General features: G+C 61.8%; 17 protein-coding genes. 9 read left to right on the top strand and 8 right to left on the bottom strand.

The window, feature by feature from the left end:
• Nucleotides 1-117: 117 nt before the first annotated feature.
• A complete protein-coding gene (mltF, locus tag PSH76_RS24450) occupies nt 118-1,578 on the bottom strand; it encodes a membrane-bound lytic murein transglycosylase MltF (RefSeq protein ID WP_003193988.1) in 1,461 nt (486 codons plus the stop codon).
• Nucleotides 1,579-1,864: 286 nt separating this feature from the next.
• Here mltF and purL point away from each other — a divergent pair, with 286 nt between their 5' ends.
• The 5 genes from purL to PSH76_RS24425 all read left to right on the top strand — a co-directional run bounded on the left by purL (nt 1,865) and on the right by PSH76_RS24425 (nt 8,637).
• Entirely contained in the window at nt 1,865-5,761 is a 3,897-nt protein-coding gene (gene purL, locus PSH76_RS24445) for a phosphoribosylformylglycinamidine synthase (RefSeq protein WP_072447211.1), read from the top strand.
• A gap of 4 nt (nt 5,762-5,765) precedes the next feature.
• Nucleotides 5,766-6,077, top strand: a complete 312-nt coding sequence (locus PSH76_RS24440) for an NGG1p interacting factor NIF3 (RefSeq protein WP_305493039.1) — start codon at nt 5,766-5,768, stop codon at nt 6,075-6,077.
• Nucleotides 6,078-6,347: 270 nt separating this feature from the next.
• Nucleotides 6,348-6,794: a hypothetical protein gene (locus tag PSH76_RS24435; RefSeq protein ID WP_305493038.1), complete on the top strand. Its 447-nt coding sequence runs from the start codon at nt 6,348-6,350 to the stop codon at nt 6,792-6,794.
• A gap of 1,017 nt (nt 6,795-7,811) precedes the next feature.
• The gene (locus PSH76_RS24430) at nt 7,812-8,075 is read left to right on the top strand and encodes a DUF6124 family protein (RefSeq protein WP_032895417.1); all 264 of its coding nucleotides are present in this window, start codon (nt 7,812-7,814) and stop codon (nt 8,073-8,075) included.
• Between the two features lie 277 nt (nt 8,076-8,352).
• Nucleotides 8,353-8,637, top strand: coding sequence for a hypothetical protein (locus PSH76_RS24425; RefSeq protein WP_032895418.1), 285 nt, complete (start codon nt 8,353-8,355; stop codon nt 8,635-8,637).
• Nucleotides 8,638-8,709: 72 nt separating this feature from the next.
• On the opposite strand, the gene nagE is transcribed toward PSH76_RS24425, so the two are convergent.
• The 7 genes from nagE to PSH76_RS24390 form a co-directional block, all read right to left on the bottom strand.
• Nucleotides 8,710-10,407: an N-acetylglucosamine-specific PTS transporter subunit IIBC gene (nagE, locus tag PSH76_RS24420; protein ID WP_098950458.1), complete on the bottom strand. Its 1,698-nt coding sequence runs from the start codon at nt 10,405-10,407 to the stop codon at nt 8,710-8,712.
• Nucleotides 10,408-10,433: 26 nt separating this feature from the next.
• Nucleotides 10,434-12,944 (bottom strand): phosphoenolpyruvate--protein phosphotransferase, encoded by a 2,511-nt coding sequence (gene ptsP / locus PSH76_RS24415; RefSeq protein WP_305494490.1) that lies wholly within the window; start codon nt 12,942-12,944, stop codon nt 10,434-10,436.
• 30 nt (nt 12,945-12,974) lie between these two features.
• Nucleotides 12,975-13,997: an SIS domain-containing protein gene (locus PSH76_RS24410; protein ID WP_098950460.1), complete on the bottom strand. Its 1,023-nt coding sequence runs from the start codon at nt 13,995-13,997 to the stop codon at nt 12,975-12,977.
• The gene (gene nagA, locus PSH76_RS24405; protein WP_305493037.1) at nt 13,978-15,084 is read right to left on the bottom strand and encodes an N-acetylglucosamine-6-phosphate deacetylase; all 1,107 of its coding nucleotides are present in this window, start codon (nt 15,082-15,084) and stop codon (nt 13,978-13,980) included. Before nagA ends, PSH76_RS24410 begins: the two co-directional genes overlap by 20 nt.
• Nucleotides 15,085-15,106: 22 nt before the next feature.
• On the bottom strand, nt 15,107-15,853 hold the full coding sequence (locus PSH76_RS24400; RefSeq protein WP_032895423.1) for a GntR family transcriptional regulator: 747 nt from the start codon (nt 15,851-15,853) through the stop codon (nt 15,107-15,109).
• 262 nt (nt 15,854-16,115) lie between these two features.
• Nucleotides 16,116-16,619 carry a murein L,D-transpeptidase family protein gene (locus PSH76_RS24395; protein ID WP_098950461.1) on the bottom strand — a complete coding sequence of 168 codons (504 nt, stop codon included), beginning with the start codon at nt 16,617-16,619 and terminating at the stop codon, nt 16,116-16,118.
• 36 nt (nt 16,620-16,655) lie between these two features.
• Nucleotides 16,656-17,204 (bottom strand): NUDIX hydrolase, encoded by a 549-nt coding sequence (locus PSH76_RS24390; protein ID WP_003193976.1) that lies wholly within the window; start codon nt 17,202-17,204, stop codon nt 16,656-16,658.
• Nucleotides 17,205-17,351: 147 nt separating this feature from the next.
• Here PSH76_RS24390 and PSH76_RS24385 point away from each other — a divergent pair, with 147 nt between their 5' ends.
• The 4 genes from PSH76_RS24385 (at nt 17,352) to PSH76_RS24370 (ending at nt 19,341) form a co-directional block, all read left to right on the top strand.
• Nucleotides 17,352-17,954 (top strand): CoA pyrophosphatase, encoded by a 603-nt coding sequence (locus tag PSH76_RS24385; protein ID WP_003193975.1) that lies wholly within the window; start codon nt 17,352-17,354, stop codon nt 17,952-17,954.
• A gap of 35 nt (nt 17,955-17,989) precedes the next feature.
• On the top strand, nt 17,990-18,514 hold the full coding sequence (locus PSH76_RS24380) for a gamma carbonic anhydrase family protein (RefSeq protein ID WP_003193974.1): 525 nt from the start codon (nt 17,990-17,992) through the stop codon (nt 18,512-18,514).
• Complete coding sequence (locus PSH76_RS24375) at nt 18,511-18,726, top strand: DUF1289 domain-containing protein (RefSeq protein ID WP_003193973.1); 216 nt, start codon at nt 18,511-18,513, stop codon at nt 18,724-18,726. Before PSH76_RS24380 ends, PSH76_RS24375 begins: the two co-directional genes overlap by 4 nt.
• A 147-nt stretch (nt 18,727-18,873) precedes the next feature.
• On the top strand, nt 18,874-19,341 hold the full coding sequence (locus PSH76_RS24370; RefSeq protein WP_003193971.1) for a preQ0 transporter: 468 nt from the start codon (nt 18,874-18,876) through the stop codon (nt 19,339-19,341).
• Nucleotides 19,342-19,355 lie beyond the last annotated feature (14 nt).

Here is a 19,355-nt window from a genome sequence, read left to right as displayed (position 1 = left end):
AAGATCCAAATGTGGGAGCGGGCTTGCTCGCGAAGGCGGTGTGTCAGTCAGCACATGTATTGACTGATCCACCGCCTTCGCGAGCAAGCCCGCTCCCACATGAGGTATGTGGTGTTTTTATAACTGTGGGGTGTCTTGCGCAGGCTTGGTCTTGTCCACACCCGGCACATGCAGGTTGCCTTCCACCACCTGGTTACCTTCCAGCTGCGGCTGGGTTACCCAGGTGAGGATGTCGTAGTAACGCCGGATGTTCGCCACAAAATGCACCGGCTCGCCGCCGCGGGCGTAGCCGTAGCGGGTCTTGCTGTACCACTGCTTCTGCGACAGGCGTGGCAGCATCTTCTTCACGTCCAGCCACTTGTTCGGGTTCAGGCCTTCTTTTTTCGCCAGGATGCGCGCGTCGTCCAAGTGGCCGGTGCCCACGTTATAGGCGGCGAGGGCGAACCAGGTGCGGTCGGGTTCGGCGATCTTGTCGTCCAGCTCATCCTTGATCCGCGCCAGGTACTTGGCGCCGCCCATGATGCTCTGCTTGGGGTCCAGGCGGTTGGACACGCCCATCGCTTGGGCGGTGTTCTGGGTCAGCATCATCAGGCCGCGCACGCCGGTCTTGGACGTGACCGTGGGTTGCCACAGCGATTCCTGATAACCAATGGCTGCCAACAACCGCCAATCGACTTTCTCGGCCTTGGCATAGGCGCGAAAGTGCTTTTCGTACTTGGGCAGGCGTTGTTGCAGGTGCTGGGCAAAGGTGTAGGCGCCGACATAGCCGAGGACATCGACGTGTCCGTAGTAGCGGTCCTTCAGACGCTGCAGGGTGCCGTTCTTCTCGACCTTGTCCAGGTAACTGTTGATCTCGTTGAGCAGGCTGTTGTCTTCACCGGCCGCCACTGCCCAGCTCTGGTTGCTGGCATTGCCAAGGTCGAAGGCCACGCGCACGTTGGGGAAGTACACCTGGTTCATGGCCACTTCGTTGGAGTCCACCAGGGTCAGGTCGATTTGCCCTTCGTCGACCATGCGCAGCAAATCCACCACCTCAACGGCGTCGGATTCTTCGTATTCAATCGCCGGGTTCTGTTTTTTCAGCGCTGCCAGTTGCTCGGCGTGGGTGCTGCCCTTGAGCACCATGATCTTTTTGCCCACCAGGTCGGCGGCGTTGGTGGGGCGCGATTGGCCGTTGCGGTAGATGATCTGTGGGGTGACTTCAAGGTACGGGTGGGAAAAGCGCACTTGCTGCTGGCGCTGATCGCTGCTCACCAGGCCGGCGGCGGCGAGTACCGGGCCGTTGGGTTTGCTCAGCTGGTTGAACAGGTCGTCAAGGTTGTCGGCTGTCTCGATTTCCAGCTTCACCCCCAGGTCGTCGGCAAAGCGTTTGACCAGTTCGTATTCGAAGCCGGTTTCACCGTTGCGATCCTGGAAATACGTGGCGGGACTGTTGCGAGTGACCACCCGCAATACGCCATCCTCCTTGATTCGCTCCAGTGTGCTGGGTTTATCAACACAGGCACTGAGCATCAGGAAGAGCAAGGTGGCGATGAGCCATTTGACGCATCGCAGGCGCGAAACAGTTGGGAAGAACATCTGCGCAGTATACGCAAACGGCTCACGGCGCCATATCTCGACAGCGGCGCACTTGTCTGCTAGCCAGCGCAAAACTGTGCTGCAGCCCGCAGAAACGGGGGTTGGCGAGCGTTTGTGACGGTTAAAATAACTGCGCCCAATGCCCTGGATAACGCCCTGATCGCAGGCAAAGCGTGCCAACTGACGTTCGGCGGCGGCCACCGGTAGCGTTTCGGGTGCCGTTGGCGAAGGTTTACGCTAGAATGCACGGCCTCAAAGCACACCCCTTCCCGAGGCTGTCCCGAAGATGTTGATCCTGCGCGGCGCTCCTGCCCTTTCTGCCTTTCGCCACAGCAAACTCCTTGAGCAACTGAGCCAGAAGGTTCCAGCTGTTACAGGCCTGTACGCTGAATTTGCTCACTTCGCCGACGTAACCGGCGTCTTGACCGCCGACGAACAGCAAGTGCTGGCACGCCTTCTGAAGTACGGCCCAAGCGTTCCCGTTCAAGAGCCGACTGGCCGCTTGTTCCTGGTTCTGCCGCGGTTCGGCACCATCTCGCCCTGGTCGAGCAAGGCCAGCGACATCGCCCGCAACTGCGGCCTGGATAAAATCCAGCGCCTGGAACGTGGGATCGCCTTCTACGTGGCTGGCCAGTTCAGCGACGCCGAGGCCGAGCTGATCGCCAGCAGCCTGCACGACCGCATGACCCAGATCATCGTCAGCCAGCTGGAACAGGCTGCCGGCCTGTTCAGCCACGCCGAACCCAAGCCGCTCACCGCCATTGACGTACTCGGCGGTGGCCGCGCCGCCCTCGAGAAGGCCAACACCGAGCTGGGCCTGGCCCTGGCCGAAGACGAGATCGACTACCTGGTCAACGCCTTCACCGGCTTGAAGCGCAACCCCCACGACATCGAACTGATGATGTTCGCCCAGGCCAACTCCGAGCACTGCCGCCACAAGATCTTCAACGCCAGTTGGGACATCGACGGCCAAAGCCAGGAAAAAAGCCTGTTCGGCATGATCAAGAACACCTACGTGATGCACAGCGAAGGCGTTCTGTCGGCTTATAAGGACAACGCCTCGGTGATCGTCGGCTCCGTCGCCGGCCGTTTCTTCCCCGACCCTGAAACCCGCCAGTACGGCGCGGTGCAGGAGCCGGTGCACATCCTTATGAAGGTTGAAACCCACAACCACCCGACCGCGATTGCCCCGTTCCCGGGCGCTGCTACCGGTTCCGGTGGCGAAATCCGCGATGAAGGTGCCACCGGTCGTGGTGCCAAGCCGAAGGCGGGCCTCACCGGTTTCACCGTGTCCAACCTGCAGATCCCGGGCTTCGAACAGCCGTGGGAAGTGCCGTACGGCAAGCCTGAGCGCATCGTCACCGCGCTGGACATCATGATCGAAGGCCCGCTGGGCGGCGCCGCGTTCAATAACGAATTCGGGCGCCCGGCGCTCACCGGCTACTTCCGGACCTTCGAGCAGTCCATCACCACCCCGCGTGGCGATGAAGTGCGCGGTTACCACAAGCCGATCATGTTGGCCGGCGGCATGGGCAACATCCGTGAAGAACACGTCAAGAAAGGCGAGATTCTGGTCGGCTCCAAGCTGATCGTGCTCGGCGGCCCGGCGATGTTGATCGGCCTGGGCGGCGGTGCGGCTTCTTCCATGGCCACCGGCACCAGCTCGGCAGACCTGGACTTTGCTTCCGTACAGCGCGAAAACCCTGAGATGGAGCGCCGCTGCCAGGAAGTCATCGACCGTTGCTGGCAGTTGGGTGACAAGAACCCGATCAGCTTCATCCATGACGTCGGCGCCGGTGGTTTGTCCAACGCCTTCCCGGAACTGGTCAACGATGGCGACCGTGGTGGCCGTTTCGAACTGCGCAACATTCCAAACGACGAGCCGGGCATGGCCCCGCACGAAATCTGGAGCAACGAATCCCAGGAACGCTACGTACTGGCCGTCGGCCCTGAAGACTTCGCACGCTTCCAGGCCATCTGCGAGCGCGAGCGTTGCCCGTTTGCCGTGGTCGGCGAAGCCACTGCCGAGCCGCAGCTGACCGTCACCGACAGCCACTTCGGCAATAGCCCGGTGGACATGCCGCTCGAAGTGCTGCTGGGCAAGGCCCCGCGCATGCACCGTTCGGCGGTACGTGAAAGCGAACTGGGCGATGACTTCGACCCAAGCACACTGGACCTGGCCAACAGCATCGAACGCGTGCTGCACCATCCGGCCGTGGCGAGCAAGAGCTTTTTGATCACCATCGGCGACCGCACCATCACCGGCCTGGTTGCCCGTGACCAAATGGTCGGTCCATGGCAGGTGCCGGTGGCCGACGTTGCCGTCACCGCCACCAGCTTCGACGTATACACCGGTGAAGCCATGGCCATGGGCGAGCGCACACCGCTGGCCCTGCTGGACGCTCCGGCGTCGGGCCGCATGGCCATTGGTGAAACCCTCACCAACATCGCCGCCTCGCGCATCGGCAAGCTGTCCGACATCAAACTGTCGGCCAACTGGATGTCCGCTGCCGGCCATCCGGGTGAAGATGCGCGCCTGTACGACACGGTCAAAGCCGTGGGCATGGAGCTGTGCCCGGAGCTGGGTATCACCATTCCGGTGGGCAAGGACTCCATGTCCATGGCCACCCGTTGGAACGAAGACGGCACCGACAAGAGCGTCACCTCGCCGCTGTCGCTGATCGTTACCGGCTTTGCGCCGGTCACCGACATCCGCCAGACCCTCACCCCGCAACTGCGCATGGACAAGGGCACCACCGACCTGATCCTGATCGACCTGGGCCGTGGCCAGAACCGCATGGGCGCCTCGATCCTGGCGCAAACCCATGGCAAGCTCGGCAAGCAGGCCCCGGACGTCGATGACGCCGAAGACCTCAAAGCCTTCTTCGCTGTGATCCAGGGCCTGAACGCCGACGGCCACCTGCTGGCTTACCACGACCGTTCCGACGGTGGTTTGCTGACCAGCGTTGTCGAAATGGCCTTTGCCGGTCACTGCGGCTTGAACATCGTGCTCGACAGCGTTGCCGAGGATGCTGCCGAAATCAACGGCATCCTGTTCAACGAAGAGTTGGGTGCGGTGATCCAGGTGCGCCAGGACGCTACCCCAGACGTACTCGCGCAGTTCAGCGCCGCTGGCCTGGCCGAGTGTGTGGCGGTGATTGGTCAGCCGATCAACAACGGCGAAGTCAATATCTCGTTCAACGGCGACACGGTCTTTACCGGTCAGCGCCGCTTGCTGCAACGCCAGTGGGCCGAGACCAGCTACCAGATCCAACGTCTGCGTGATAACGCCGACTGCGCCGAGCAGGAATTTGACGTGATCCTGGAAGAAGACAACCCGGGCCTGAGCACCATGCTCAGCTTCGACGTCAACCAGGACATCGCCGCGCCTTACATCAAAAAAGGCATCCGCCCACAGGTTGCCGTACTGCGTGAGCAGGGCGTCAACGGCCAGGTGGAAATGGCGGCCGCGTTCGACCGCGCCGGCTTCAATGCGATCGACGTGCACATGAGCGATATCCTCGCCGGTCGTGTGGACCTCAACGAGTTCAAAGGCCTGGTGGCCTGCGGTGGTTTCTCCTACGGCGACGTACTGGGTGCCGGTGAAGGCTGGGCCAAGTCGGCCCTGTTCAACAGCCGTGCCCGCGATGCGTTCCAGGGCTTCTTCGAACGCAACGACAGCTTCACCCTGGGTGTGTGCAACGGTTGCCAGATGATGTCCAACCTCAGCGAACTGATCCCGGGCAGTGAGTTCTGGCCGCACTTTGTGCGCAACCGTTCCGAGCAGTTCGAAGCCCGTGTTGCCATGGTGCAGGTGCAGGAATCCAACTCGATCTTCCTGCAGGGCATGGCCGGTTCGCGCATGCCAATCGCCATCGCCCACGGTGAAGGCCACGCCGAATTCAGCAGCGAAGAAGCGTTGCTTGAAGCCGACCTGTCCGGCACTGTGGCCCTGCGCTTTGTCGATAACCACGGCAAGGTCACCGAAAGCTACCCGGCCAACCCGAACGGCTCGCCACGCGGGATCACCGGCCTTACCAGCCGCGACGGCCGCGTGACCATCATGATGCCGCACCCGGAGCGCGTATTCCGCGCCGTGCAAAACTCGTGGCGCCCGGAAGAGTGGAACGAAGACGGCGCCTGGATGCGCATGTTCCGCAACGCCCGCGTGTGGGTGAACTAAGGCCGTGTACAAGCTCGCCTTCTTCGTACCCGACAGCCATGTGGAGGCGGTGAAAACCGCCGTCTTCACCGCTGGCGGCGGGCGCATCGGCGACTACGACAGCTGCGCCTGGCAAGTGCTGGGCCAGGGCCAATTCCGCGCGTTGGACGGCAGCCAGCCGTTTATCGGGCAGGTGGGCCAGGTTGAAGTGGTTGAAGAGTGGAAGGTTGAGCTGGTGGTGGCGGATGAGTTGATTGCGCCTGTCGTGGCTGCTTTGAAACTCAGTCACCCGTATGAGACACCGGCGTATGAGGTGTGGCAGTTGGCGGATTTTTGATCGGCTGGCTGCATAAACAAGAAACCCGCTGGGCCAGTTTGGTCAGCGGGTTTTTTGTTGTCTGTGAGGGCCTCATCGCGGGCAAGCCCGGCTCCCACAGTTTGAACGTGTTGTCCTGTCATGCATCAACCCACTGTGGGAGCTGGCTTGCCTGCGATGGCGGTGGTGCAGGCACCTCAGACTTTTCTGACAAGCCTTTCAGGTTGTCCCTCGGAACCTGTCTCAATAGCCTTCTTCGGTCGCTGTCGGTTCATTATTTGGAGGCTGCGGATGGCGAAGCCTTTTAACGGTCCAGTCCTCTCGTCCGCCTTGGACACACTGGTCAAAAGCCCTTTGAACCAGGCTGATGATGCTGCCCTGGTCAGTGCAGCGAAGGCTGTGTGGTATTCGGATACGAATCTTGTGGGCGAGGTGAGGGCGTTCATGGAGGAACACTCCAGTGAGTTGGAGCTTCGTCGCGCGGGTTATTTGCTTGAGCGATTCACGCGCTTTTCGTGCGCGACAGATAATCGGGTAAAGGAAGCGTTGAAGGCGCTTGAACTGTTTTCAGCTTCCAGGCAATACGTGAAACCACAAGGCGCTGTTGCGTTGCGCAGTCGCCGTGACGAGCTGGCAATGTCTTGGGGGGTGAGTGAGGGACTGGGTTTGAAGGTTCAGGCCTTGATGCCTTTTCAGACCCGCCATTACGAAGCGCAGCAACGCGCAGCGTCTGCCTAGGCGGACGTCAAATGACAAGTGTGTGAAACAAGAAACCCGCTGGGCCAGTTTGGCCGGCGGGTTTTTTGTTGTCTGCAAGGGCCTCATCGCGGCATAGGTATCTACACAACTTCGGGTATTGCGCCGAACCTGTGGCGAGGGAGCTTGCTCCCGTGGCGACCGGACAGCCGATGCTTATCTACCTGACGCCCCGCGATCAAACTGTGGGAGCGGGCTTGCTCGCGAAGGCGGCCTGACAGCCGACAGGGATGTGGGATTAGATTGAGTACATATCCGTTATTTAGGTAACGGCCACCTAGGGTTCCGCTCTGACAGCGGCTCACTTTTGAAAAGCGCAAAAGTAAGCAAAACGCTCTTGCCCCACCACTCGGCACCTCGCTTAGGCTCGGTGTGCCCGAACACAGGCTTGAATCCGTGGGCCGCCGCCACGCGCCATCCATGGCGCGGGGCGGCTAACCCGGCGTCCTGCCGGGTTACCCACGAATTCAAGCCTGCGTTCGGCCAGCGTGGTTTAACGGGGCGCCTGAGATCAAGATCACAAGCAGATCAAGATCAAGAGCGGCTCGCTTCGCATCGTGGTTACCGTTGGGGCGCTACAGAGTTGTGTAGATACCTATGCTCATCGCGGGCAAGCCCGGCTCCCACAGTTTGAACGTGTTGTTCTGTCATGCATCACCCCACTGTGGGAGCTGGCTTGCCTGCGATGGCGCCTGTGCAGGCGCCTCAGAACTTTCCGACAAGCCTTTCAGGTTGTCCCTCAGAACGGGTACCACTAACCTTCGTCAGTCGCTGCCAATTCAGCGACCGGGACTGCAAGCCCGCCGAAATTATGTTGGAGCTCATAAGCGCCGCTATAATCGTGGCGCTTTTCATGGTCATCGCTTTATGGTGGCTGTGTGCGGGAGACCTTTGGGTCTACCCGGGATGCTCCTTCCTTGGTCTTGCAGGCCCGCACACAGCTGCCACCCATCATCTGCAAGTGATGTTGGTAGTTCCCATTTTTTGAGGAGCATTACCATGATCAAAGACAGTCCCAATCCCCCTTCCGATCAGTTATTCAGCGTACGACGCAGTATCGATAGCGAAACCTTGCTCGCCAATACCTCGCAGGACATCGCTTCGCTGCAGGCGCTAACCAGCCAGCTGGCGTTTGAAGTCGCTGGCGCGCAGCGTGATGTTGTCTTGGCGATTTGCCGGATGCTGGAGGGTATTCAGCTCATGGTGGATCGGGTGTTGGACTTGAACGAAGTGCCCGAGCTTAAACCTTCCGGCGCCAGTTAAAACCCATTCGCGAGCAAGCCCGCTCCCACATTTTGATCGGTGCCTGACTTGGCAACGCGGTCAAATGTGGGAGCGGGCTTGCTCGCGAATAGGCCAGAATAGCCACAACATCTCTAGAGCCTGGCACCGACCTCAACGCCAATGACCAACCGCTCCAACGCCTCGCCCAACCACTAAAGTGGCCCGAACCGCTCGTCGAAACTGTTATTTCTAACAGTTACCCCTGTTCGCCAATAATGGCTCACTGGCTCCTCACTTACGCAGATGGAGAATGACCATGGTTGTTTCTATTACCAGCGTTAAAACGGCAGGTGACGAAGAGATTCCAAGCGGCGGCAGTACGCCTCGTAGAACTTTGACCTTTACCGGTCGTGTCTCTGTTTCTGGGCTTGTTGATATCAAAGATGGCCCGCAAGGGCAGGTCTTAGAGAGTGCGCAAGCCACGGCTGGTACCCCCTTCGAAGTTACTGTGGACAATTTGGATGCCAAGAAATACGAGTTCGTGGCCGTTAATAGAGATACACAAGATAGCTCGGAACCATGGGTGATCACGGTTACTTAAGACGCTTGGTTGATCGTTCCCACGCTCTGCGTGGGAACGCATCCCGTGACGCTCTGCGTCACCCTAGCGCCGTCAGGCATTGATCGGGCGAGTCACCAACCGCTCCAACGCCTCACCCAACCCGGACGCCTTGTCACCCATCAACAGGTGCCAAACACCGCTCTCAAGCTGACTCACACCCTGGCAGCCCAGCGCAGTGAGCTGAGCCTCAGACAGCCGCGAATCATCCCCCAACTCCACCCGCAACCGGGTCATTGCTACCGCTTCCAGATGGCGCACATTCCCCCGGCCACCCAAGGCACTCAGCCACTTCTCAGCCTCCTGCACGCTCACCGTCACCGGCTTATCCACAGGTGCAACCGCTACAGGCGTTACGGCGACAAACCCCGGCATCGCCAAACGAATTTCATCGGCAATGCTATCGGCCATCGGCCCGACCACCACCTGCAAGCTCCCGCCATTGCCCGGCCGCACCACAGCCATGGCGCCCAGCGCTTTGAGCTGCGCATCCACCGCCTTGTTGCGATCCACCATGTCCAAGCGCAGCCGCGTGGTACAAGCACCCACACTCAGCAAGTTCTCAGCCCCACCCAACGCCTGGATATAAGCCGTCGCCCGCTGGTTATCGCTCATCGCTTCAGCCTGCACCACCTGGATGTCTTCACGGCCCGGTGTCTTCAGGTTGAAACGGCGGATGCAGTAGCTGAACACCGTGTAGTAGATCACCGCGTAGGCCAGGCCCACCGGCACCACCAGCCAGCCATTGGTGGACTTGCCCCAGCCCAGCACCATGTCGATAAACCCGCCGGAGAAGGTAAAGCCCAGGTGGATATTCAGCAGGTCGGTGACCGCCATCGACAGGCCGGTGAGCAGCGCGTGGATCAGGTACAGAAATGGCGCCAGGAACATAAAGGCAAATTCAATCGGCTCGGTCACCCCGGTGAGGAACGAGGTCAGCGCCATCGACAGGAAGATCCCGCCCATCACTTTGCGCCGCTCAGGCAACGCATTGCGGTACATCGCCAGGCACGCGGCGGGCAGGCCGAACAGCATCACCGGGAACATGCCGGTCATGAACTGGCCGCCTTTGGGGTCGCCGGCAAAGTAGCGGGTCAAGTCACCGGTGACCACCGCGCCGGTGACTGGATCGGTAAAGCTGCCGAACACGAACCAGGCCATGTTGTTGAGGATGTGGTGCAAGCCGGTGACGATCAGCAGGCGGTTGAACACGCCAAACACGAACGCGCCCAGGCTGCCGCTTTCCATCAGCAGCACGCCGAAGCTGTTGATGCCGTGCTGGATCGGCGGCCAGATCAGGCCGAAGATCACGCCCAGGCCCACCGCGCTGAAGCCGGTGACAATCGGCACAAACCGTCGCCCACCGAAGAACGCCAGGTACTCCGGCAACTTGATGTCCTTGAAGCGGTTGTACAGCCCACCGGCCATCAGGCCGCTGGCGATACCGGCGAGCATGCCCATGTTGATGGTGGTGTCCATCACCTTGAGCGTGGAGATCATCACCAGGTAACCAATCGCCCCGGCCAGGCCTGCGGTGCCGTTGTTGTCGCGGGCAAACCCCACGGCAATGCCGATGGCGAAGATCAGCGCCAGGTTGGCGAAGATTGCCTGCCCGGCATCGTGCATCACCGCAATGTTGAGCAAGTCGGTGTCGCCCAGGCGCAGCAACAGGCCGGCAATCGGCAGGATCGCGATCGGCAGCATCAAGGCACGGCCCAGGCGTTGCAGGCCTTCGATAAAGTGTTGGTACATGGCGTGTCTCCCTATTCTTGTTGTTTTCAGCTCAGCGGCCAGTGGTGTTGACAGGCTTGGCGAACGGCCTTGGCGCTGCTCAGGTTGAGCAGCTCCTGGCTCAGTTGCCGGCATTGCGCCGCGTCCAGGTGGCGAACGCGGTCCTTGATCTCTCCGATCTGCGGCGGGCTTACCGACAGCTCGGTGACGCCCAGGCCGACCAGTACCGGCGTGGCCAGCGGGTCAGAGGCCAAGGCGCCACACACACCAACCCAACGCCCATGCTTGGCTGCGCCGGCACAGGTTTGGGCGATCAGTCGCAACAATGCCGGGTGCAGCGCGTCGACACGGGCGGCCAGGCCTGCGTGGTCGCGGTCCATGGCCAGGGTGTACTGGGACAGGTCATTGGTGCCGATGGACAAAAAGTCCGCATGCTCGGCGAGCTTTTCGGCCATCAGCGCGGCGGCGGGCACTTCGATCATCCCCCCCAGTTCGGGGCGCTCGGTCAGTGCCAGCTCCACGCACAACTCATCCAGGCGCTGACGAATCTGCAGCAGTTCATCCACCTCGCTGACCATCGGCAGCAGGATGCGACAACGCCCCAGCGGCGCGACTTGCAGCAGGGCACGCAGTTGCTGGTCGAGCAGTTCCGGGCGCACCTGAGCCATGCGAATGCCGCGCAGGCCCAGCACCGGGTTGGCTTCGACGGGCAGCGGCAGGTAGTCCAGCTGCTTGTCGCCGCCCACATCGATGGTGCGGATGATCACCGACTTGTCGCCCATGGCATCCAGCACGGCCTGATAAGCCTGGCGTTGTTCCTGCTCGTCCGGCGCGGTGCGACGGTCGACAAACAGGAATTCGGTGCGCAGCAGGCCGACGCCATCGGCGCCGTTTGCAAACGCCAGTTGGGCCTCGCTGCTGGAGGCGACATTGGCGGCCACTTCGATGGTCACACCATCGCTGGTTTGCGCCGCCTGCTGGGCTTGGGCCTGCTGCTCTTTACGTCGCAGTTTTTGTGTTTCGCGAATCTGGTGCACTTCGGCATGGCGCGCTTCGCTGGGGGCCAGTTCCAGGCGGCCGTTGGCGGCATCAAGCACCACCCGTTGGCCTTGGGGCACGTCGAGCACTTCATCGCCCAACGCCACCACACAGGGCAAGCCTTTGCCGCGGGCCAAAATGGCCACATGGGAAGTCGCGCCGCCTTCGGCCATGCAGATGCCCGCCGCGTTTTGCGTGCTCAGTTGCAGCAAGTCCGAGGGCGTCAGTTCATGGGCGCTGACAATCGCACCGGCCGGCAATTCGAAATGCCAGGCTTCACCCAACAAGGCACGCAATACGCGTTGTTGCAGGTCGCGCAGGTCGTTGGCGCGCTCGGCGAACAGCGGCTTGCCCAAGGCCACCAGCACGGCGCATTGGGCCTGGATCGCATCGCGCCAGGCGTGGGTGGCGGCGCTGCCCTGTGCGATGGCGGCGGTGGCCGCGTCGAGCAATGCAGGGTCTTCCAGCAGGGCGAGGTGGGCGGCGAAGATCTCTTCTTCCTCGACGTTCTTGCGTTGGCGAGCGTGGTCCAGGGTGCTGCGGATTTCACCGCGCACTTGTTCAAGGGCCGCATCCAGCTGTTGCCGTTGCTCGCCGACATTATGGCTGCCGGTGTCTTGCGGCAGCTCGATGCCCGTGAGGCGAAACAACGGCCCACACACCAGGCCCGGTGCCGCGCACACGCCTTGCAGTACATTGGCTTCGGTATTCGCGCGGCGGGGCGTGGCCACGGCTGGAGCGTGATGTTCTTCGTGCACCACCACAGACAGCGCGGCGACCAATGCCTGCAACGCGGCTTCGCAATCGGTGCCACGGCAGGTCACCCGCACCTCGTCGCCTTCGCCGATGCCCAGCCCCATCAGGCCGATCAGGCTGTCGCATGGCGCCGATTTATCACCGCTGTGCAACTGCGATTGGCTGCTGAAACCCTGCGCCGTCTTGCGCACCAGCGCGGCAGGGCGCGCATGCAAGCCGCCACGGTGAGTGATGCGCACGCTGGCACTGGCTTCGGCGCTGGAGTTATCCACAGCCGCCTGCACGGCAGTGCCCGAGCGGGGGGCCAGTTGCATCAGCGGCTCACCGGCCTTGACGCTTTTCACTGCCAGAGGCATCAGCGCAAAACGGTCGCTGTTGGTGAGGATGATCAGGCTCACCAGGCTCTTGCACTGGCGCGCAATGCGGTCCAGGTCAAACTGCACCAGCGCCTGGCCCTGGCTCACCCGTGCGCCTTCCTTCACCAGCAAGGCAAAGCCTTCACCATTGAGTTCAACGGTGTCGATGCCGATGTGCATCAACACTTCGGCACCGTTGTCGGCGCGCAGGGTCAGGGCATGCCCGGTGCGGGCGACATGGATGATCACGCCGTCACAGGGCGCCTGCAGGCAGTCGTTCAGCGGGTCGATAGCGAGACCGTCGCCTATGGCGCCGCTGGCGAACACTTCGTCGGGGACGCGGTTCAGGGCCAGCACCGGCCCACTCAAGGGGGCGCTAAGGGTCAATGGATTATTGTTGTTGGGCATGGGCACGGTACTCATCAGGAAAACGCCGCTTTAGTGCGTGCGGGTGACTTTGCTCAGGTGGCGCGGCTGGTCCGGGTCCATGCCCCGAGCTTCAGCCAGGCCTGCGGCCATCACGTAGAAACTCTGGATCGCCAGGATCGGGTCCAGGCTCGGGTGTTCGGCGCGGCTCAGGGTCAGGTCGCGTTCGGCGATGTCATCCGGCGCAGCCAGCAGCACGCGGGCACCGCGTTGGCGCATATCGGCGGCCAGGCTCAACAGGCCGGCCTGCTCGGCACCGCGTGGGGCGAACACCAGCAGGGGGTAGTTCTCGTCGATCAGCGCCATCGGCCCGTGGCGCACTTCGGCGCTGCTGAAGGCTTCGGCCTGGATCGCCGAGGTTTCCTTGAGTTTGAGCGCGGCTTCCTGGGCGATGGCAAACCCGGCGCCTCGGCCGATTACCATCAAGCGCTGGCTACCTTTAAGCGCGTCGATGGCCGTGTGCCAATCCTGTGTGGCGGCGTCACGCAGGCCCTCCGGCAATGCCTGGCAGGCTTGCAGCAAGTCGGCTTCCTGATTCCAGTGGCCGATCAGCTGCGCGCTGGCGCTGAGGGTGGCGATAAAACTCTTGGTGGCGGCCACGCTGAGTTCCGGCCCGGCGCACAGCGGCACGTGGAATTCACAGGCGGCTTCCAGCGGCGAGTCTTCGGCGTTGACCAGTGAGATGCTCAGGGCGCCACGCTTGCGCAACAGGCGCAGGCTGTTGACCAAATCCGGGCTCTGCCCCGATTGGGAGAAACCAAACGCCACCTGGCCGCTGACTTTCATCGGCGCCTGCAACAGGGTCACCACCGACATCGGCAACGACGCCACCGGAATGCCCACATGCTGCATGGCCAGGTAGGCGAAGTAACTGGCGGCATGGTCGGAACTGCCACGGGCGATGGTCATCGCCACTTGCGGTGGCTGGCGGCGCAGGCGGCCAGCGATTTCTTCCAGCATCGGGTCCAGGCGTTGCAGTTGGGCCGCGACGGCGTCGCAGGAGGCCAGGGCCTCTTCAAGCATTTTTGAAGTCAATGGTGTCTCCTTCGACCATTACGTCGGTGAGTGTCAGGGAGCGGTCCAGGCGCACGCAGTCGGCAAAGCTGCCGGGTTGCAGGCGGCCGCGTTCTTCCAGGCCCAGGTAGTCCGCAGGAAATTGCGACAGGCGTTGTGAGGCTTCACTGAGCGGCAGGCCGATTTTCACCAGGTTGCGCAGCGCCTGATCCATGGTCAGGGTGCTGCCGGCCAGGGTGCCGTCGGCCAGGCGCACGCCACCCAGGCATTTGGTCACGGTGTGGCTGCCCAGCTTGTACTCGCCGTCGGGCATGCCGGCGGCGGCGGTGGAGTCGGTGACGCAGTACAAACAGGGGATCGAGCGCAACGCCACGCGCATGGCGCCGGGGTGCACATGCAGCAAGTCCGGGATCAGCTCGGCGTACTGGGCGTGGGCCAGCGCGGCGCCGACGATGCCGGGTTCGCGGTGATGCAGCGGGCTCATGGCGTTGTACAAATGGGTGAAGCTGGTGGCGCCAGCGGCCAAGGCGGCAACGCCTTCTTCATAGCTGCCCAGGGTGTGGCCGATCTGCATGCGCACGCCGCGTTCGCTGAGGGCGCGGATCAGGCCGTCGTGGCCGGCGATTTCCGGGGCGATGGTGATCACCCGGATCGGCGCCAGGCGCAGGTAGGCTTCCACTTCCTGCATCAATGCGGTGTGGGCGAAGTTGGGTTGGGCGCCGAGTTTTCCCGGATTGATGTAGGGGCCTTCCAGGTGCACGCCGAGTACGCGGGCGCTGCCGGCTGGGCGCTGTTCGCAGAACGTGCCGAGCTCACCGAGTACGCGGGAGATTTCTTCCACCGGCGCCGTCATGGTGGTGGCCAGCAGCGAGGTGGTGCCAAAACGCACGTGGGTACGGGTAATGGTCTCGAAGGCGTTGGCACCTTCCATGATGTCGGCACCGCCACCGCCATGCACATGCAGGTCGATAAAGCCCGGCAGCAGGTAGGGCAGGTCGTTGTCGGCCGGGTCGCACGGCGTGCCGTCAATGGCGACCACCTTGCCGTGTTCATGCACCAGGCGACCGCGCATCCAGCCGCTGGGCGTGAGGATATTGTCTTCAGTCATGGGCAGTTCTCTAAGTTCGCATTCAGGCGGAGTAGTCATGGCGGCGCAGCTCTGCGACAAAGTCGTAGTAGTCGTTGCGGCAGTAGGTGTCGGTGATTTCAATCGGCGTGTTGTCGGCGGTGTAGCCCACGCGGGTCATCAGCAGCATGGCGGTGCCGGGGGCGATGCCCACCAGTGCGGCGAACTCGTCCGAGGCATTGATCGCCTGGATATGCTGCAAGGCGCGCACGATGGGCTTGCCGATGCTTTCCAGGTATTCGTACAACGAATTGCCGATGGCCTGGGGATGGGGCAACACCGACGCCGGCATTGCGGTCATTTCGATCGCCATCACCGTGTCATCGGCTTTGCGCAGGCGCTTGAGGCGCGCCACTTTGTCGGTGGGCGACAGGCCCAGGCGGATCAGTTCTTCGTGGGTTGGCGGGGTGATGTCGCGTTCCAGCCACTGGGACGTGGGCACAAACCCCTTGAGCCGCAGCATTTCGCTGAACCCCGACAGGCGCGACAAGGGTTGTTCCAGGCGCGGCGTGATGAAGGTGCCGGAGCCTTGGCTGCGACGGATCAGGCCTTGAGCCAGCAACACTTCCAGCGCTTTACGGGCGGTGACTCGCGAGATGCTCAACTGCTCGCTGAGGGCGCGTTCCGAAGGCAGGGCCTGTTCGGATTTCCACTGGCCGGCATGGATCGCGGCTTCAAGGCTGCGGGCCAATTGCAGGTACAGCGGCGTGGATTGCTTGTCGTCGGGGCGCAGGGCCAGGATGGGGTTCATCTGTCAGGTTTCCGATGCGTTATTGGAGTGTTGTCGCCCGGTAATGGCCGAAAACTAATACCACTTAAATACCATGTCAATGCTACCAAAACGGTGCGAATCCCGGTTTCAGGGCGCTTTAATGGGGCTTGGCATCAAGTGGTATTAGAGAGGTCTTTATGGCGCGCACAAGTGCAGGGTCCCGCGCGGTGAACTGGTATTCACCGGCAGGCGCTGCCTGGGGCAGGAATTATTTTCGAATTATTTTACGAACGGCGTGGGATTACGGCCGAATCTCGATGAGGGTGCCGTCTTTGACCAGGTTCCACACTTCGCGCATATCCACGTTGCGCATGCCGATGCAGCCGTCGGTCCAGTCCAGGGTGTGAAACCACTGTTCCGGGTAGTCTTCGGTGTCGGGGGTGCCGTGGATCATGATCATGCTGCCCGGCTTCACGCCTTCGCGGCGGGCGCGGGCGGCGTCGCTGATGTTGGGGTAGGAAATGTGCATGGCCAGGTTGAAGCGGTCGCTGGTCTTGCGCCAGTCGATCCAGTAGAGGCCTTCGGGGGTGCGGCGGTCGCCTTCGATCAGCTTGTGGCCCTTGGGGTTCTTGCCCAGGGAAATGCGATAGGTCTTGAGCGGCTTGCCGTCGTTGATCAGCTGCAGCTGGTGGGCGGACTTGAGGACCAGGACTTTCTCGACCGTTTTACCGTCAAGGGTTTGCACCGTGGAGGCCGGGGACAGCGTGGCGAACGACAGGCAGATCAGAGCAAGCAACCAACGCATTGAAACGGTATCCCTTTGGCGACATTGGCCGGCTTGTTATTGGGCGGGCTTGGACAGCGGTGGCACGGACTCGCTGCGCACCGGGTAGGCCTGTTGGCGACGGTCGGCGAAGAAGCATTCTAAGGTACGCCCGACCGTGCGGAAAGCCAGCTCGGACCAAGGGATGTCGGCTTCGTCGAACAGCCTCACCTCCAGGCTTTCCTGGCCTGCGGCGAAATCCAGGTCGATCAGTTCGGCGCGGTAGAAGATATGCACCTGGCTGATGTGCGGCACATTGATCAGGGTGTAGATGCTCAGGTTACGCACCCGGGCGCAGGCCTCTTCCAGGGTTTCGCGCATGGCCGCCTGTTCGACGGTCTCGCCATTTTCCATAAAGCCTGCGGGCAGGGTCCAGTAACCCAGGCGTGGCTCGATGGCGCGGCGGCACAGCAGCACTTGGTCGCCCCACACCGGCACGGTACCGGCGACGATATTGGGGTTCTGGTAATGAATGGTCGAGCAGTGGTCGCATACATAACGCAGGCGTGCGTCGCCTTCGGGAATGCGTTGGGTCACCGGTTTGCCGCACTGGCTGCAGAAATTCATGCTGGGGTTCCTGGAGAATGGGCACATCTTGGCTTGGTGCCGGGCGTTCCTGCAAGTTGTCGTTTAGCGACAGCTCTGCGGTTTTGGGGTTGGGCGCTCGCACGCTTTGGTGCATGATGCAAGGTAGCCAACAGACCGAGATGACTCATGCTGGACGAGCTACTTCGCCGGGTAAGCAATCACACCCCCCATACCCTGGAAACCGACGGGCGTTTCCCCGAGGCGGCGGTGCTGGTGCCGATTACCCGCAGTGACGAACCCGAGCTGATCCTGACCCTGCGCGCCAGCGGGCTGTCGACCCACGGTGGCGAAGTGGCCTTTCCCGGCGGGCGCCGCGACCCCGAAGACCCGGACCTGATCTTTACCGCTTTGCGCGAAGCCGAAGAGGAAATCGGCCTGCCGCCGGGGCTGGTTGAAGTCATTGGCCCGTTGAGCCCGCTGATTTCCCTGCACGGCATCCGCGTAACGCCCTATGTGGGCGTGGTCCCCGATTACGTCGAATACCTGGCCAACGACGCCGAGATTGCCGCCGTTTTCAGCGTGCCTTTGGACTTTTTCCGACAGGACCCACGCGAACATACCCACCGCATTGATTACCAGGGCCGCAGTTGGTATGTGCCCAGCTACCGGTTCGGCGAATACAAAATCTGGGGGCTGACGGCAATCATGATTGTCGAGCTGATCAACCTGCTCTATGACGATGCCAAGATCAGCCTGCACCAGCCACCCAAGAGCTTCATCAATCTATAAGCCATCGTTTAAATGGCAAGCCGTGAGGAAAAACCATGAAGTACCGCCTGGGCGACGCCCGCGTCGAGATGCACCCCCACAGCTGGGTGGCACCCAATGCCACCCTGGTGGGCAAGGTCAAGCTGGAGGAGGGCGCCAACGTCTGGTTCAACGCGGTATTACGTGGCGATAACGAACTGATCCTGATCGGCAAGAACAGCAATGTGCAGGACGGCAGCGTGATGCACACCGACATGGGCTACCCGCTTACCCTTGGCACCGGCGTGACCATTGGTCATAACGCCATGCTGCACGGTTGTACCGTCGACGACTACAGCCTGATCGGCATCAACGCAGTGATCCTCAATGGCGCCAAGATCGGCAAGCACTGCATCATCGGCGCTAATTCGCTGATCGGTGAGGGCAAGGAAATCCCCGACGGCTCGCTGGTCATGGGCTCGCCGGGCAAAGTGGTGCGCGAGCTGACCGAGGCGCAAAAGCGCATGCTCGAAGCCAGCGCTGCGCACTATGTGCATAACGCGCAGCGTTATGCCCGTGACCTGGCTGAGCAGCAGGAATGAGCACAATTGAACGACCGGTCGCCTCGCCCTGCGTGAGCATTTGCGCGCTGGATGATGACGATATCTGCACCGGCTGCCAGCGCAATGTGGATGAGATCACGCGCTGGAGCCGCATGGACAACGCCGAGCGCCGGGTGGTGCTGGGGTTGTGCCATGAGCGGGCGGTGGCGAGTGGGATGATGTGGATGACCCCTGGGAAATCCGGCGCCTGACAGCCGCCATCGCAGGCAAGCCAGCTCCCACCCTTGATGTGTGAATACCCTCAAAGGTGGGAGCTGGCTTGCCTGCGATGAGGCCCTGCCAGACGACATCCTAGTAATTGTGTACCCTGTGCGGCATTGCCCACAGGTCCATCCTCCATGTTTTTCCTGATCGCCTACATCAGCAGCGTCGTGCTGATCAACTTCGCCTTCTCCACCGCCCCACACCTGGACGTTATCTGGTCTGCCTGGGGCGGCCTGGTATTTATCCTGCGCGACATGGTGCAAACCCGCTTCGGCCATGGCGCAATCATCGCCATGCTGGCGGCGCTGGTGCTGTCCTATATCACCTCCGACCCGTCCATCGCCCTGGCCAGTGCCACGGCGTTTGCAGTGTCCGAGTGCATCGACTGGCTGGTATTCAGCATCACCAAGCGCCCGCTGCATGACCGCCTGTGGATAAGTTCGGCGCTGAGCATTCCCCTCGATACCTTTATCTTTTTCGGCCTGATCGGCGCGCTAACACCGGCGGTGGCGGGCACTGCATTGGTGTCCAAATTCGCCGGGGTCACCGTGGTCTGGCTGATCATGGCCTGGCGCATCCGCCGGCGGGCCGTCGCCAACTGAGGCCAATTTTTACA

The organism is Pseudomonas sp. FP215, assembly GCF_030687795.1.
Classification (GTDB): Bacteria; Pseudomonadota; Gammaproteobacteria; order Pseudomonadales; family Pseudomonadaceae; genus Aquipseudomonas; species Aquipseudomonas salmasensis.
The sequence above is the reverse complement of the archived record's forward strand: the minus strand, read 5'-3'. Positions and strand labels throughout refer to the sequence as shown.